15 protein-coding genes are annotated in these 14625 nt (G+C 71.9%); 9 read left to right on the forward strand and 6 right to left on the reverse strand.

Annotated elements, in window-relative coordinates; genetic code table 11:
* Nucleotides 1-5 precede the first annotated feature (5 nt).
* Nucleotides 6-1526 carry an ABC transporter substrate-binding protein gene (locus BM430_RS15180; protein ID WP_093568168.1) on the reverse strand — a complete coding sequence of 507 codons (1521 nt, stop codon included), beginning with the start codon at nucleotides 1524-1526 and terminating at the stop codon, nucleotides 6-8.
* 214 nt (nucleotides 1527-1740) lie between these two features.
* Between BM430_RS15180 and BM430_RS15185 the strand changes: the two genes are divergently transcribed.
* The 4 genes from BM430_RS15185 (at nucleotide 1741) to BM430_RS15200 (ending at nucleotide 5117) form a co-directional block, all read left to right on the forward strand.
* Nucleotides 1741-2640, forward strand: a complete 900-nt coding sequence (locus BM430_RS15185) for a LysR family transcriptional regulator (RefSeq protein WP_093568100.1) — start codon at nucleotides 1741-1743, stop codon at nucleotides 2638-2640.
* Between the two features lie 248 nt (nucleotides 2641-2888).
* Nucleotides 2889-3287, forward strand: coding sequence for a DUF350 domain-containing protein (locus tag BM430_RS15190; RefSeq protein ID WP_093568101.1), 399 nt, complete (start codon nucleotides 2889-2891; stop codon nucleotides 3285-3287).
* Nucleotides 3288-3294: 7 nt separating this feature from the next.
* A complete protein-coding gene (locus BM430_RS15195; protein ID WP_093568102.1) occupies nucleotides 3295-3951 on the forward strand; it encodes a DUF1190 domain-containing protein in 657 nt (218 codons plus the stop codon).
* Complete coding sequence (locus tag BM430_RS15200; RefSeq protein WP_093568103.1) at nucleotides 3951-5117, forward strand: glutathionylspermidine synthase family protein; 1167 nt, start codon at nucleotides 3951-3953, stop codon at nucleotides 5115-5117. The genes BM430_RS15195 and BM430_RS15200 overlap by 1 nt, the downstream gene beginning before the upstream one ends.
* Here the strand turns inward: BM430_RS15200 and fhuF are convergent.
* Both fhuF and BM430_RS15210 read right to left on the reverse strand, forming a co-directional pair.
* On the reverse strand, nucleotides 5104-5895 hold the full coding sequence (gene fhuF / locus BM430_RS15205; protein WP_244539502.1) for a siderophore-iron reductase FhuF: 792 nt from the start codon (nucleotides 5893-5895) through the stop codon (nucleotides 5104-5106). The genes BM430_RS15200 and fhuF overlap by 14 nt on opposite strands.
* Entirely contained in the window at nucleotides 5892-7130 is a 1239-nt protein-coding gene (locus tag BM430_RS15210; protein ID WP_093568104.1) for an MFS transporter, read from the reverse strand. Before BM430_RS15210 ends, fhuF begins: the two co-directional genes overlap by 4 nt.
* 208 nt (nucleotides 7131-7338) lie before the next feature.
* Between BM430_RS15210 and BM430_RS15215 the strand changes: the two genes are divergently transcribed.
* Nucleotides 7339-7983 (forward strand): PilZ domain-containing protein, encoded by a 645-nt coding sequence (locus tag BM430_RS15215; RefSeq protein WP_093568105.1) that lies wholly within the window; start codon nucleotides 7339-7341, stop codon nucleotides 7981-7983.
* 5 nt (nucleotides 7984-7988) lie between these two features.
* On the opposite strand, the gene BM430_RS15220 is transcribed toward BM430_RS15215, so the two are convergent.
* Nucleotides 7989-8471, reverse strand: coding sequence for an MmcB family DNA repair protein (locus tag BM430_RS15220; protein ID WP_244539503.1), 483 nt, complete (start codon nucleotides 8469-8471; stop codon nucleotides 7989-7991).
* Between the two features lie 256 nt (nucleotides 8472-8727).
* Here BM430_RS15220 and BM430_RS15225 point away from each other — a divergent pair, with 256 nt between their 5' ends.
* The 3 genes from BM430_RS15225 to BM430_RS15235 all read left to right on the forward strand — a co-directional run bounded on the left by BM430_RS15225 (nucleotide 8728) and on the right by BM430_RS15235 (nucleotide 11522).
* Nucleotides 8728-9555, forward strand: coding sequence for an ABC transporter ATP-binding protein (locus tag BM430_RS15225; protein ID WP_177303059.1), 828 nt, complete (start codon nucleotides 8728-8730; stop codon nucleotides 9553-9555).
* 22 nt (nucleotides 9556-9577) lie between these two features.
* Nucleotides 9578-10363 carry an ABC transporter permease gene (locus BM430_RS15230; protein ID WP_093568108.1) on the forward strand — a complete coding sequence of 262 codons (786 nt, stop codon included), beginning with the start codon at nucleotides 9578-9580 and terminating at the stop codon, nucleotides 10361-10363.
* 154 nt (nucleotides 10364-10517) lie between these two features.
* Entirely contained in the window at nucleotides 10518-11522 is a 1005-nt protein-coding gene (locus tag BM430_RS15235) for an ABC transporter substrate-binding protein (protein ID WP_093568109.1), read from the forward strand.
* 109 nt (nucleotides 11523-11631) lie between these two features.
* Here BM430_RS15235 and BM430_RS15240 read toward each other — a convergent pair whose 3' ends face one another.
* Nucleotides 11632-12795: a GGDEF domain-containing protein gene (locus BM430_RS15240; RefSeq protein WP_093568110.1), complete on the reverse strand. Its 1164-nt coding sequence runs from the start codon at nucleotides 12793-12795 to the stop codon at nucleotides 11632-11634.
* 155 nt (nucleotides 12796-12950) lie between these two features.
* Entirely contained in the window at nucleotides 12951-13475 is a 525-nt protein-coding gene (locus BM430_RS15245) for a DedA family protein (RefSeq protein WP_093568111.1), read from the reverse strand.
* Nucleotides 13476-13712: 237 nt separating this feature from the next.
* On the opposite strand from BM430_RS15245, the gene pdxY reads away from it, so the two are divergent.
* Nucleotides 13713-14561 carry a pyridoxal kinase PdxY gene (gene pdxY / locus BM430_RS15250; protein WP_093568112.1) on the forward strand — a complete coding sequence of 283 codons (849 nt, stop codon included), beginning with the start codon at nucleotides 13713-13715 and terminating at the stop codon, nucleotides 14559-14561.
* The last annotated feature ends 64 nt before the right edge of the window (nucleotides 14562-14625 follow it).

Here is a 14625-nt window from a genome sequence, read left to right on the forward strand (position 1 = left end):
TCCTCCTACTTCTTCCAGGAGGCGGCGTAGAAGCGCGGCACCTCGTCGGTCTGCGCGGTGAAGGTCAGATCGGCGCTGAAGGCGTAGTTCGACGGGTAGGAGAACATCGGCAGCGCGTAGGCTTCGGCCGAGATGCGCGTCAGGGCTTGCCTGTACTTCGCCTTGCGGGTCGCCGGATCGGTGCTGGTGTCGCCGGCCTGGAGGTCGGCGATCACGGTGGAATCGCGGGCCAGGTCCTCCTCGCCGCCGCGGAAGTAGATTCCGGTGAAGGCCGAGACGTCGTTGATCGAGAACGAGCCCCAGGTCTGGTAGCCGATCGAGGTCTTGCCGGCCCGGAGCGCGTCGCGGAAGGCGGCGTAGCGCAGGTAGTTGAGCTTGGCGCGGATGCCGACGGCGCGCAGGTAGCCGATCACCGCCTCGGCGTAGTCGCGCTCGCGATAGGCCGAGAGGTCGATCTCGAAGCCGTTGGGGTAGCCGGCCTCCTTGAGGAGCGCCCGCGCCTTGGCCGGGTCGTAGGCGTAGGTGGGCACGCCCTCGCTGGTGCAGCCGAACTGCTCGATGAAGCACATGGCGTTCATCACCCGGGCGCCGCCGCGTGCCAGGTTGTCGACCATCGCCTTGCGGTCGATGGCGTGGGCGATCGCCTGGCGCACCCGCACGTCCTTGATCGGAGAGTTCTCCTGCGCGCGGCCCTGCACGTCGAATTGCAGGTAGCCGACCCGCATCGTCTCGGCGGAGACCACGGTCAGGGTGGGATCGTTCTTCAGCTGCTCGGCCTGGTCGGTCGGCACGCGCCAGATCCAGTCGACGCCGCCGGTCATCAGTTCGGCCATGCGGCTGTCGGCGTCCGGGATGACCCGGAATTCGAGCTTGCCGATCTTGGCCTTGCCGATCGGGCTGCCCGGCCAGTACTTGTCGTTGCGCACCATCTTCACGCTGCGGCCGCTCTCGACAGAGACGATGCGGTAGGGGCCGGTGCCGACCGGGGCCTTGCTGAAGCCGTCGAGGCCCACCTTCTTGAAGTAGGCGGCGGGCAGGATCGGGGTCGGGCCGGAGAGGTATTCGAGGGCGGCCGGGAACGGCGCCTTGAGGTGGATCCGGACGCTGTTGGGCCCGGTCACCTCGGTCGACTTCATCCAGTCGACGTTGCCCTTGGTGACGATCTTCGCCTCGGGCGTCAGCACGTAGTTGAAGGTGAAGGCGACGTCCTCGGGCGTCAGCGGATCGCCGTTGTGGAAGGTCACGCCGTCGCGCAGCGTGAGGTCGAGCGTCACCGGGTCGACCCAGGTCCAGGCGGTCGCGAGCATCGGCTGGTGCTGGCCGGTCGCCGGATCGCGGTAGAGGAGAGTATCCCAGACGTTGCGGGCGAGGATCACACCCTCGCGCAGGTTGTTGTGGTAGGGGCTCAGGTTCTCCGGCTCGCTGTCCGAGGCGTAGATCAGGGTGTCGTTGGCCTTGCCCGCCAGCGCCGGGCCCGCGACTCCGGCGAGGAGGAGGCCGGCGAGCAGCGCCCCCGCTTTGCACATCCGGCCCGCTTCGATCCGTGTCGGCATCCGTGTCGGCATCATCCGTGTCGGCATGTCGGCTCCGCCTCGTCGTGGACAGCGCGGGCACGTCGACCCGTCATGTTGCACTGCCGCAAAATTCACCCTGCCAGAATGTTGCGCAGATCCGATCGCAGCAAGTCGAATTTGTCGATAGGCTCGTTGCCGAAACGGCAAGGCAGGGGATGCGGGCGGGATGCAGACCACGGCGTTGCGCTACTTCCTGGCGGTCGCCCGCGAGGGCACGATCGCGGCGGCCTCCGCCCGGCTCAACGTCGCGCCCTCCGCGATCAGCCGGCAGATCGCCAACCTGGAGGCCGAGCTCGCCTGCCCGCTGTTCGAGCGCCGGCCGCGCGGCATGGTGCTGAGCCAGGCCGGCGAGCTGCTCGCCCGCCACGCCCATCAGGTGCTCGCGAGCGCCGAGCAGGTCGTCACCGAGATCCGGGAGCTGGAGGGGCTGTGGCGCGGCCTGGTGCGGGTCGCCTGCACCGAGGCCTTCGCCATCGACCTCGTGCCGGAGGCGATGGCCGCCTTCCACACCCGCCATCCGGGCATCCGCTTCGACCTCGCCGTGCTGCCGCCGGGCCAGGTCACCCACCGGGTGGTCCAGGGCGACGCCGATCTCGGGCTCACCTTCAGCCTGGAGCCCTCGACCGGGACCGCGGTCGCCTATCGCGGCAGCCTCGACATGGTGGCTTTGTGCGCGCCCGACCATCCGCTCGCCGGGGGCGGGCCGATCGGGCTCTCCGACCTCGCCGCCTACCCGGTGGCGTTGCTGCCGCGGGACACCACCTTGCGCACCATCCTCGACGCGGCCTGCGCGGCGGACGGCGTCGCGATCGAGCCGGCGCTCACCGCCAACACCCTCTCCTCCGTCCTGCCCTTCCTGCGCCGCACCCGGGGGCTGACCCTGGTGTCCTCGGTCGCGCTCCAGGGCCAGGTCGCGCGGGGCGAGTTCCGGGTGCTGCCTGTCCGCTCCCGCCGCAGCCTGGCGCGGGGCATCGAGGTCCAGACCATGCGCGACCGGCGCCTGCCCCGCGCGGTGCAGGCTTTCCTGACGGCGCTGGTGGCGGCGTTGCCGCCGGCGCGGAGTTGACGATGGCGAGGGGACTGATGACACTGGCCGGGCGAATCGATCGCACCCATATGATTTCCGGAGGATTCCTTCCGGAAATCATATGGCAGCCCGCGCGGCGCCTGAGCGAAGCCGATTTCCGCATTGCGAAGCAATTCGTCGGAAATCGTATCAGACGATCGAAGGATTTGTTCCGCCTTGCACCTCGCTCATCTCGCAGAGATTTTTCCCAGTCGCAGCGGCCCGGGTGACAGCGTGAGATCGACCTGATGACGTCGATCGCCGGGCTGCCCGAGTTCCTGCTCTATCTCGGCACCGCCGCGGGCCTGACCGGCCTCTACCTCGTCGTCTACACCCTCGCCACGGCGCATAACGAGCTGGCGCTGATCCGCCGGGACGTGACGGCCGCCGCGATCGCCCTCGGCGGCAGCCTCGTCGGCTTCACCCTGCCGCTCGCGGTGGCGGTCACCAACGCCGGCTCCGTGCTCGACTGCCTGGTCTGGGGCCTCATCGCGCTGGTGGTGCAGATCGCGGTGTACTGGCTGGTCCGGCTCGTCGTGCCGGACCTGTCGCGGCGGATCGAGGAGGACCGGATGGCGGCGGCCTGCCTGCTCGGGGCCGCCTCGCTCGCCGGCGGCATCCTGAACGCCGCCTCGATGACCTCCTGAGGCGCCTGTGAGCGAGTTCGTGACGGTCCCTCCCCACGAAACGGCCCGCCGCGCCAAGCGCTCGGCCGCGATCTCCCTGGTGCTCGTCGCGGGCGCCGGGGCGGGGGCCTTCGCGCTCGCCGGCCTCGCCGGCGCGAAACGGGACGAGGACGTGCTGGTCTACCGCACGCTCGACGCCTGCCTCGCCGAGCGGGTGCGCAGCGCCCAAGCCTGCACCGAGGCCGAGGCCGCCGCCCGCGCCGCCTACGCGGCGAGCGCGCCGCGCTACGAGACCCTGGCCGAGTGCGAGCGCCACCACGGACGCGGCGGCTGCGTGCCGGGCGCGACGGTGACGCCGGACGCGCAAGGCCGCACCCTCCCGCTGATGTCGGCCTTCATGATGGGGCGGACGGACGAGCAGAACCTGCCGGTCCAGCCGCTCTACGCCCACGACCCGGAGGAGGAGCGGTCTCACGCCGGCCATGGCGGCGGGTATGCCGGCGGCTACTGCACCGGCTCGGGCGCCCGGGTCGTGCCCGGGGGCGGCGGCTCGGGCGCCCGCGTCTCCTCCGCGGTCGCCCGCAGCCCCGTCTCGAGCCCGCGGACCATCGCCCGCGGCGGCTTCGGCGGATCCGGGCGGGCGGTCGCGGCGGCGGGAAGCGGGCACGGGACCGGAGGCGGCTGATGCGCCGCGTCGCGACGGCGGAGCGGCCCGACTGGCGCGAGCACGCGGCCCGGGCCGGCTTCCACTTCCACTCCTTCGAGGGGGCGCCCTACTGGGACGAGAGCGCCTACTACGCCTTCAGCCTCGCGGAGATCGAGGAGGACATCGAGGAACCGAGCCGCGACCTGCACGCGCTCTGCCTCGCCTTCGTCGCGCGCGCGGTCGAGGACGAGGCGATCCTCGCCTCCCTGGCGATCCCCGAGCACGCCTTCGACGCCATCCGGGCGAGCTGGCGCCGGGGCGACCCCGCGCTCTACGGCCGCCTCGACCTCAGCTACGGCGGGGCCGGCAGCGGGCCGGCCAAGCTCCTCGAATACAATGCCGACACGCCGACCGCCCTCTACGAGAGCGCGGTGTTCCAGTGGCTCTGGCTCGAGGACGGGCTCGCCCATGGCCGCCTTCCGGCGGGCTGCGACCAGTACAACGCCCTGCACGAGCGGCTGGTCGCGCGCCTCGCCGAGACCGGCGGGTCGGGGCGCCTCACCTTCGCGAGCTTCGCCGACGCGCCGGAGGACCGCGGCACGGTCGCCTACCTGCAGGATTGCGCGCTCCAGGCCGGCCTCGCGGCGCCGTTCCTGCCGGTCGAGGCGATCGGCCTCGAGTCCGGCGGGTGGTTCGTCGACGAGGCCGGGCACCCGATCGAGACCCTGTTCAAGCTCTATCCGTGGGAGTGGATCTTCGCCGATCCGTTCGGCCGGGCGGTCGCCGCTTCGCCGACCCGCTTCCTGGAGCCGCCCTGGAAGGCGGTGCTCTCCAACAAGGGGATGCTGGCCCATCTCTGGGCGATGGCGCCGGGCCATCCGAACCTGCTGCCGGCCTTCTTCGAGGACGACCCGGCCAAGGCCATCCTCGGCGACAGCTTCGTCAAGAAGCCGCTCAACGCCCGGGAGGGCGCCAACGTGCTGGTCGTGCGCGAGGGCGCGGTGGCGGCCCGGGTCGAGGGCCCCTACGGCGCGGAGGGCTTCGTCCGCCAGGGCCTCGCCGCGCTGCCGCGCTTCGAGGGGCGCCACGCGCTGATCGGCAGCTGGATCGTCGGCGACGAGCCCTCGGGCCTGTGCCTGCGCGAAGGCGACGGGCCGATCACCACCGACCGGGCCCGCTTCGTGCCGCACGTCATCGATCCGTGACCCCGCAGGGCGCGTCGCCCTCGCAGGGCGCGTCGCCCCCGCAGCACCCACCGCTCTCCCGGAGCGGGCACAAGTCCCCGCAGGACGCCACCCCCGGCAGGCGCTGGCGCAGGCAGCAGGTGCGCCGGCGCCGGTCGCGCAGGGCCTGCGCCAGCGGGCTGAGGGTGCAGGCGGCCCCGTCGCGGGCGGCCTCGGTGCACCAGCCGAGGCAGGTCGCGACCTCCGGGCGGGCCAGGGTCTCGGGCTCGCCGAGCTCGCGGGCGACGTAGTCGAGGATCACCGCGGCGTTGCCCCAGATCACCCGGGGGGCGATGCCGCATTGCGCCCGGCACAGCTCGACGAAGGGCCGCAGGTGGTCCTCGACGAGCCCGGCGAGCCCGGCGCGGGCTCCCGCCTGGGCCCCGGGCCGCACCAGGAAGCGGGCCGGGCGGCCGGCTGCGTCGAGTTCGAGGCTCGTCGTCGCGAAGGCGAGCGGCAGCGGCCGCCCGAGGCGCACGAGGGCCGTCATCACCGGGGTGGCGAGGGGCGCGAGGTAGAACTGGCTCCAGTACGAGACCAGCGCCCGCCGGTCGGCGGTGCCGGGGCTCACCCCGAGGCCGGCCGCGAAGGCCGCGAGCGTGGCGTCGAACACCGCAGGATCGCGCAACGCGACGAGGGGCGTCCCCGCCCCGCCGGTCTCCGCCGCCACGCCGTCGCGATAGGTGCCGAGCGAGGCCGGCACGTGAGCGGCCACTTGAGCGCCGATGTCGGGCATCGCGGCGGCGGGACCGGCGCTCATCGCGGCCCCGCCCGGTCGGCCCGCAGGGTGCGGGCGATCTGGAGCGCCAGCCAGGCGAGCGCCGCGGCGTAGGGCGGCATCGCGGCGGCGAAGTAGCCCGGCCAGCCGGCCCAGCCGGCGAGTGCCGGGCTCGCGACGCGCAAGGGCATCGCGGCGAAGAAGGCGGCGCCGAACAGGAGCGCGTAGTCGGTGGCGGGCCGCGGTCCTTGCGACCAGCGATAGATCATGTTGAACACCGGCACTCCGAGGAAGCCGCCGAAGACGAAGTTCAGGACCGTGGCGGCGACGGCCAGCCCCTCGGAGCGCAGCAGGCAGGCCGCCGCCATCAGGCCGCCGACGAGGAGCACCCCGGTCCCGCCGAGGCCGATCAGCCGCACGGTGCCGAACCGGGCCGCCAGGCCGCCGGCCAACAGCGCCATCACCAGGTTGACCGCCGGCAGGACGGTGCCGGTGAGGAAGCCGACCTGGCCGAGCGGCACCCCGAGATCGAGCAGCGCCAGGGTGTTGGGCCCGGCCAGCAGGTAGGCCGCGGCGAAGTAGGCGCCGAGCGCCGCGATGCGGCCGGCGAGCACCCGCAGGCGTTCGAGCGAGCCCGACCAGCGCTCCGGCACGCCGCCGGCCCCCTGCAGCCGCGCCTCCGGATAGGCGAGGATCGGCAGGAGGCAGAGCGCGTCGAGCCCGGCGCAGGCCAGCAAGGCGGCCGGCCAGCCGATCGTGTCGTAGGAGCCGACCAGCACGCCGACCCCGAGAATCCCCCCGAGCGAGGCGCCGCAGAGCTTGGCCGAGGCGACGAAGGCCCGCCGCTCCGCCGGCACCGTCTCGACCACCAGGGCCTCCAGCGCGATGTCCATGGTGGCGGTGCAGGCGCAGGTGGCGATGGCGAGCGCGAGCAGCACCGGGAGCGGCCAGTGCTCGCCGAGGCTCAAGACAGCCAGCAGCGCGACCGTCGCGCCCTGCGCGGCGACGATCCAGCCGAGGCGGCGGCCGAGGAACGGCAGGCGCACCCGGTCGAGCAGGGCCGCCCACAGGAAGGTCAGCCCGACCGGCAGGTTGATGAGCTGCAGGAGCCCGACCTGCGCGAGGTCGAGGCCGCGCGCCCGCAGGATCAGCGGCGCCCCGCCCGACAGGAAGCCGAGCGTGGCCCCGAAGGTCACGTACAGGCAGAAGAACGGGAGGAGCGGGCGCAACGCCGCGAGGAGCGTGCGGGCGCTGCCGAGCGCGATGGCCTGCGTCACGGCGCGGGCGTGCCCGGGCCGGCCGCGATGCCTGATCGGTACTTTGGAATCACACTAATTCGTCTTTGTGTACAGGGACTTGAGCTTACGGGGCGGGGGCCCGGCCCGCAAGACGGAGGCGGGCGCATCGCGCGAGGCTGTGATTGCTTAACCGGTTCCGTGCAGGCTGCCGCGGGCGAAGCGGTTCGCGCCGGGAGGATCGAGCGTCATGGCTGGCGAACGGGCGAGCCTCTCGCACCGGGCCGCGCCGTCGGGCGCGCGGACCCTCGCCCTGCGGGTGCCGGACCGGCGCCGGCACCAGCGCGTCGCCGTGGCCCTGCTCGGGCGCTACATGCTCGCCGACCGGCAGGAATACCCGTGCCGGACCGTCGACATGTCCCCCGGCGGGGTGCGCCTCGCCTGCGCCGTCGGCGGCGCGGTCGGCGAGCGCATCGTGATCTATCTCGACCATGTCGGGCGGATCGAGGGGACGATCGCCCGGCTCCTGCCGGACGGCGTCGCGGTGGCGATCGGCGCGACGATGCGCAAGCGCGACAAGATCGCCTCGCAGCTGACCTGGCTCGCCAACCGGGCGGCGCTCGGCCTGCCGGAGGACCGCCGGCACGAGCGCGTGGTGCCGCGCCAGACCCTCGCCACCCTGCGGCTCGACGACGGACGCGAGGTGATCGCCCGCATCATCGACGTCTCGCTCTCCGGCGCGGCCCTGGCCTGCGAGGCGGAGCTGCCGCTCGTATCTGCCCTCACCGTCGGCCGCACCCCCGCCCGGGTGGTGCGCCGGTTCAAGGGCGGCCTCGCGGTCGAGTTCCGTCTGCCGCTGTCGCCGGACCGGTTCGACGAGACCCTGGTGCTGTAGCGCCCCTACAGCGCGCCCTCGCGGATCGAGCCCGGATCGGCCAGCGCGTGGAGCAGGCCCGCCGCCGAATGGGCGAAGCGCAGGGTCACGGCCTTGCGGCGGGCGCCGGCCAGGGGATGCTCCGGCGGCGCGCGCAGGATCTCCGCCCCGAAGGCGTCGGCGACGATGAGCCCGGTCTCCTCGGGCAGGATCTCCACCGGCAGCGTCTCGGGCACCGCGAAGTAGAAGCGGTCGCAGAAGTCGCGGTAATCCGGCCATTTCCGGTCGGCACGGAAATCGGCGACGCTCGACTTGATCTCGATGATCGTCAGCTTGCCGCAGGCCCCCAGGGCGATCAGGTCGGCGCGGCGCCCATTGGCCAGGGTGAATTCCGGGATCGTGACGTGCCCGAGCTCGGCGAAGAGGCGCCGCACCCCCCGCTGCACGCTGAGCGCGGTCGGCGATTGGCGGCGGTCGACGGGGAGCGAGAGGGCGAGGGCGGCGGACAAGGCTGTGGAGATCTGCGTCTGACGGGTTGCGCGGGACCGAATCGGGAACGTCATCGGACCAGCTTCGCGCATCCTTGTCACCTGCGGCCCGTGTCGCAGGCGGCGCGCATCCGCGACGGACGTAGCGGTTGATCTCACGCGCGCGCTCGCCGATGGTCGGCCCCGCGAGACGGCTGCACGAGACGGCCGGGCGACGGGAGGGAGATCGATGGTGGGGCAGCGCGCCGCCGAGGGACAGAAGGGTGGGCGGGCCGGCATGCGCCTCGTCGGCGGCACGGCGCTCGCCCACGGCGATGCGGTGCGGCTGGAGAATGTCGGCATCGCCTTCACCCTGAAGGGCGGCAAACGCTACGTCGCCGTCGAGGGCATCGACCTCGGCGTGAGCCCCGGCGAATTCGTGGCGGTGGTCGGGCCGACGGGCTCGGGCAAGTCGACCCTGCTCAACGCCGCCGCCGGCCTGCTGAAGCCGGCGTCCGGCAGCGTCACGGTATTCTCTTCGGCGCTCTCAGGGCTGAATGCCCGCGCCGGCTACCTGTTCCAGGCCGACGCCCTGATGCCGTGGAAGACGGCGCTCGACAACGTCGCGGTGGCGCTGGAGCCGCAGAAGGTCCCGCGCGCCGAGGCGCTGGCCCGGGCCCGCGACTGGCTGGCCAAAGTCGGGCTCGCGGCCTTCGTCGACCGCTACCCGCACATGCTCTCGGGCGGCCAGCGCAAGCGCGTGGCGCTCGCCCAGATGCTGATCCGCGACCCCGAGATCCTGCTGATGGACGAGCCGTTCGGGCCCCTCGACGCGCAGACCCGGCAGATCATGGGCAACCTGCTGCTGGAGCTGTGGGCGGCCAACCGCAAGGCGGTGATGTTCGTGACCCACGACCTCGAGGAGGCGATCGCGCTGTCCGACCGGGTGGTGGTGCTCTCGGCCGGTCCCGCCGCCCGCATCGTCGGCCAGTTCAAGGTCGATCTGGCCCGCCCGCGCGACATCAGCGAGATCCGCCTCGAGCCGCATTTCCACGCCCTCTACAAGGAGATCTGGTCGTGCCTGCGGGTCGAGGTCTCCCGCGCCTATGCGGGCGGTCCCGCGTGACGCCTGATCGGAGACTCCACTCGTGAACCGCCTCGGCCTCCTCGCCCTGCAGATCCTCGTCGGCCTGACCGGCCTCGCGATCTGGCACGTGCTCACCGTCTATCCGATCCTCGGCAGCCCGAAGCAGATCCAGTTCTTCTTCTCGACCCCGGTCGAGGTGCTCAAGCGCACCTGGACCGAGATGACCAACCCCGAGATCTGGGGCCATCTCTGGATCACCCTGCAGGAGACGGTGCTGGCCTTCATCACCGGTGCCCTCGGCGGCATCGCCTTCGGGTTCCTGTTCGCCCGCAACGCGCTCCTCGCCGCGGTGTTCGACCCCTACATCAAGGCGGCGAACGCCCTGCCGCGGGTGGTGCTGGCGCCGATCTTCGCCCTGTGGTTCGGGCTCGGCATCTGGTCGAAGGTGGCGCTCGGCTTCACGCTGGTCTTCTTCATCGTGTTCTTCAACGTCTACCAGGGCGTGCGCGAGGTGAGCCCGGTGGTGCTCAACAACGCCCGGATGCTCGGGATGAGCGAGCGGGGCCTGCTCCGCCACGTCTACTGGCCGTCGGCGCTGACCTGGATGTTCTCCTCGCTCCACACGGCGGTCGGCTTCGCCCTCGTCGGGGCGGTGGTGGGCGAGTATCTCGGCTCCTCGGCCGGGCTCGGCTACAAGATCCACGAGGCCGAGAGCGTGTTCGACGTGACGGGCGTGTTCGCCGGCATGCTGATCCTGACCGTGTTCGTCATCGTGATCGACACGGTCGTCACCCTGATCGAGAACCGCCTCCTGGTCTGGCGCCCGCAGGCGGGCGGCCAGGGGTGAGAGGCTGTTTTGCGGCGTCCGAGCACCCTCCATCGTCATTCCGGGGCCGCGCAGCGGAGCCCGGGATGACCCTGTGAGGTGTCGACGTCGCGGGTCATCGCATTCGCTCCCACCGCCGGCAGGCATGGAGAGCAACAAAAAGGAGGAATTTCCAATGCAACGCCGCAGCTTCCTCGCCGGCGCCGCCGCCCTGGCGCTGACTCCTTCCGTGCCCGCCCGGGCCGATAGCGTGAAGGTCCGCATCGGCGTCGGCGGCAAGCCGCTCCTCTACTACCTGCCGCTGACGATCGCCGAGCGGAAGGGCTTCTTCAAGGAGGAGGGGATCGAGGCCGAGATCAACGATTTCGGCGGCGGCGCGCGCTCGCTCCAGGCGCTGATCGGCGGCTCGGTCGACGTGGTGACGGGCGCCTACGAGCACACGATCCGGATGCAGGCCAAGGGCCAGGACGTGCGCGCCGTGTGCGAGCTCGGCCGCTTCCCCGCCATCGTGATCGGGGTGCGCAAGGACCTCGCCGGCACGGTGAAGTCGGCCGCCGACCTCAAGGGCCGCAAGATCGGCGTCACGGCGCCGGGCTCCTCGACCGCGCTGACGGCGCAATACGCGATGATCAAGGCCGGGCTGAAGGCCAGCGACGCGGCCCTCATCGGGGTCGGGGGCGGGGCCGGCGCCATCGCGGCGATGAAGAAGGGCGAGATCGACGCCATCGCGCATCTCGATCCGGTGATCGCCAAGCTCGAGGCCGACGGCGACATCACGGTGATCATCGACACGCGCACCGAGGCCGGCACCCGGGCGCTGTTCGGCGGTCCGAATCCGGCGGCGGTGGTCTACACCAAGCAGGACTGGATCGAGCACCACGCCGCCGGGACCCAGAAGGTCGTCAACGCCTTCGCCAAGGCGCTGAAGTGGATCGTCGCCGCGACGCCGGAGGAGGTCGCCGACACGGTGCCGCCGGCCTATCATTTCGGCGACAAGCCGCTCTACGTGCAGGCGGTGAAGAACTCGCTCGAGAGCTATTCCCGCACCGGCATCCCGACCCAGGAGGGCATGGCGAGCGTGCTCGAACTGGTGCGCACCCTCGATCCCGACCTGCAGGGCGCCAAGATCGACCTCGCCACGACGGTCGAGGACCGGTTCGTCAAGAAGGCGATGAGCTGAAGTCTCATACGATTTCCGACTGATTGCTTCGCAATGCGGAAATCGGCTTCGCTCAGGCGCCGCGCGGGCTAGTGATACGATTTCCGGAAGATTACTTCCTGAAATCGTATCACGCCCACCCGACCCGGGCCGCGGCGCGCGGCCCGGGCGCGCCGGCGCCCGCGGTCATCAGGCGGCCCTTGCCGGCGGCCTTGGCGCGGTAGAGCGCGGCATCGGCCTCGGCGAGCAGCGCCTCCGGGGTCATCCCCGGGGCCGCCCAACCGATCCCGACGCTGAGGCCGACGCCGATCCCGATGGCGTAGGGCGCCTTTACGGCCTCGATCAGGCGGGCCGCGGTGATCGCGGCCTCGTGGGCCCTGTCGCCGGCGGCCAGGATCACGAATTCGTCGCCGCCGAGCCGCGCCGCCCGCCATTCCCCGGGGATCCCGGCGGTGATCCGGCCGGCGACCTCGACCAGCAGCGCGTCGCCGGCGGCGTGGCCGAGGCAGTCGTTGACCGCCTTGAAGCCGTCGAGGTCGAGGTAGAGCAGGGCGAGGCCATCGCCGCGCCGCAGCCGGTCGGCGAGGTCCTCCATCAGTCCGGTGCGGTTGCGCAGGCCCGTGAGGGCGTCGTGGGTGGCCCGGCGCTGGTTCTCCCGCTGGGCGAGCAGCACCTCGACGTAGGTGCGGTTGAGCTTCACCGTGGTGACGCGCATCGCGGCCACGAAGAGCAGGCCCTGCACCGCCCCGATCAGGAACCAGGGATCGCCGTAATGGAAGGGCAGCATCAGCTTCAGCGGCAGGTCGCACAGCACGATCATCACGAGGGCGTGGCGCGGCGCGGCGTAGTTGCGGGTGATGATGCCGGCGAGGATGCCCATCATGGTCAGCGGTGCCAGGACCTGCAGCAGCGGATCGCCGCTCATGAAGCACAGCACGGTGGCGATGCCGACGAGGCCCGCCCAGGTCAGGCTGCTGGCGAGCAGGAGGTCGGTCGGCGCCGGGCGCCCGGCCGCGACGGCGCGCCGGCTGCGCGCGACGAGGACCAGGCGGAGGAGGAGCAGGCCCGCATCCACTGCCAGCAGGCACGGGAAGACCGGTCCCGGATGGCGGATCACCGCCACGGCCTCGATGATCAGCATCGCCACCGCGCCGATCACCAGCGAAGACGGGGAGGCCATCAGCGTCGCGAGGAGTCGGATCCGCAACTCGGCCGGGAGGTCGAGGCTCGGATCCACGAGCCAGCGCAGGGGCGCGGCGCGTGGCAGCAGGTAGGTCGGCGGCGCGTCGGGCATGGACGTGTTATTCCGGGGACGGTCCCGTTCGGGACCGTGCCAACTAGATCTGCCGCCGCGACTTAAGATTCCATGAGGTTTCCGTCCGGAATGCGTCGTCGGGGCCAGGTGTTCCGCCGGGCGGACAGCTTTCCTATATTGTGGTTGCTGCTTCGTCAGGTCCGCCGCAGCCAGTCGATCAGGCCGGCGCCCGGCGCCAGCCAGACGAAGGCCCAGACGAAGGCCGAGGACAGGTTGGCGAGCTGGAACCAGAACCGCGGCAGCAGCGCCACCCCGGCGACGAGCGGCACCACCGCGCGCGCCGGGCCGATGAAGCGGCCGACGAAGATCGCCCAGGCGCCCCAGCGCTGGCAGAAGGTCTCGCCCTTCTGCACCATCTCCGGGTAGCGGCTGAGCGGCCAGAGCTTCTTGGCGCCGTCCTTGTAGTAGCGGCCGATCTCGTAGGAGACCCAGTCGCCGAGGATCGCCCCGATCGCCGCCCCGACCATCACCGGCAGGAACGGGATCGCCCCCGAGCCGATCAGCGCCCCGATCCCGATCAGGATCACGGTCGCCGGCACCAGCAGCGAGAGCACCACGAGCGACTCGCAGAAGGCGATGATCCCGGTGATCACCGGCGCCCAGGCCTGGTGGTCGCGCAGGAAGTCGAGCACCGTGGTGCGTAAGCTCTCGAAATCCATGGCGGCCTTGGGGCGTGAGGGGGGCGGGATTGCGGGACAAGTCGGGGCGCCGGGCGGGCGTTCCCCTCCCTTACGCGAGAGGGGTGTGCGCCGTGTGAAGGCGCGCGCCCGGCGCGGTCGCCGCGCGTGCCCCGTTGCCGGGAAACCTCCGGTGCCGAGACCAGACTGTTGCCAAGCGCCTCCGGATCCGGGAATCGTGCGGGCCTTGGGTAGCCCCCGCGCGAGGATCGTGTCGCGATGAACGTCCTGTCGATCCAGTCCCACGTCGCCTACGGCCATGTCGGCAACGCCTCGGCGGTCTTCCCGATGCAGCGGCTCGGGGTCGAGGTCTGGGCGGTGCACACGGTGCAGTTCTCCAACCATACCGGCTACGGCGCCTGGCGCGGCCGGGTGTTCGACGGGCCGGCGATCGAGGACCTGGTCGAGGGCATCGCCGAGCGCGGGGCGCTGCCCACCTGCGACGGGGTGCTGTCGGGCTACATGGGCTCGGCCGATATCGGCACCGCGATCCTGCGGGCGGTGGCGCGGGTGCGGGAGGCCAACCCCGCGGCGCTCTATTGCTGCGATCCGGTGATCGGCGATACCGGCCGCGGGGTGTTCGTGCGCCCGGGCATCCCGGAATTCATGCGCGACCACGCGGTGCCGGCGGCCGACCTCATCACCCCGAACCAGTTCGAGCTCGATTACCTGAGCGGGATCGAGACCCGGACGCTCGCCGACGCCAAGGCGGCGGTGGCGGCCGTGCAGGCGAGCGGGCCGAAGGTGGTGCTGGTGACCTCGCTCCACACCGAGGAGACGCCCGACGACAGCATCGACATGCTGGCCGGCGCGAACGGGCAGTTCTGGCGCCTGCGCACCCCGCGGCTGTCGCTCAGCGTCAACGGCGCGGGCGATGCCACCGCGGCCCTGTTCCTGGTGCACTACGCCCGCAGCCGCTCGGCCGGCGAGGCCCTGGGGGCCGCCGCCGCCTCGATCTACGGCCTCCTGCGCCGCACCGCGGAGGCCGGCGCCCGGGAGATCCTGACCGTGGCGGCCCAGGACGAGTTCGTAGCGCCGAGCCGGACGTTCCCGGTCGAGGCGGTGTGAGAGTCTGCCTGACTCGACGGACAGTCTTGTCACCCTCCGTGTCATCCCGGGGCGAGGCTTGCCG

This window comes from Methylobacterium sp. 174MFSha1.1, assembly GCF_900116815.1.
Taxonomy (GTDB): domain Bacteria; phylum Pseudomonadota; class Alphaproteobacteria; order Rhizobiales; family Beijerinckiaceae; genus Methylobacterium.

Excerpts from the sequence above, each read along its gene's own strand:
- BM430_RS15180 (WP_093568168.1), bottom strand. The coding sequence starts at position 1,526 with ATGTGCAAAGCGGGGGCGCTGCTCGCCGGCCTCCTCCTCGCCGGAGTC.
- BM430_RS15185 (WP_093568100.1), top strand. The coding sequence starts at position 1,741 with ATGCAGACCACGGCGTTGCGCTACTTCCTGGCGGTCGCCCGCGAGGGC.
- BM430_RS15190 (WP_093568101.1), top strand. The coding sequence starts at position 2,889 with ATGACGTCGATCGCCGGGCTGCCCGAGTTCCTGCTCTATCTCGGCACC.
- BM430_RS15200 (WP_093568103.1), top strand. The coding sequence starts at position 3,951 with ATGCGCCGCGTCGCGACGGCGGAGCGGCCCGACTGGCGCGAGCACGCG.
- fhuF (WP_244539502.1), bottom strand. The coding sequence starts at position 5,895 with ATGAGCGCCGGTCCCGCCGCCGCGATGCCCGACATCGGCGCTCAAGTG.
- BM430_RS15215 (WP_093568105.1), top strand. The coding sequence starts at position 7,339 with ATGGCTGGCGAACGGGCGAGCCTCTCGCACCGGGCCGCGCCGTCGGGC.
- BM430_RS15225 (WP_177303059.1), top strand. The coding sequence starts at position 8,728 with ATGCGCCTCGTCGGCGGCACGGCGCTCGCCCACGGCGATGCGGTGCGG.
- BM430_RS15235 (WP_093568109.1), top strand. The coding sequence starts at position 10,518 with ATGCAACGCCGCAGCTTCCTCGCCGGCGCCGCCGCCCTGGCGCTGACT.
- BM430_RS15240 (WP_093568110.1), bottom strand. The coding sequence starts at position 12,795 with ATGCCCGACGCGCCGCCGACCTACCTGCTGCCACGCGCCGCGCCCCTG.
- BM430_RS15245 (WP_093568111.1), bottom strand. The coding sequence starts at position 13,475 with ATGGATTTCGAGAGCTTACGCACCACGGTGCTCGACTTCCTGCGCGAC.
- pdxY (WP_093568112.1), top strand. The coding sequence starts at position 13,713 with ATGAACGTCCTGTCGATCCAGTCCCACGTCGCCTACGGCCATGTCGGC.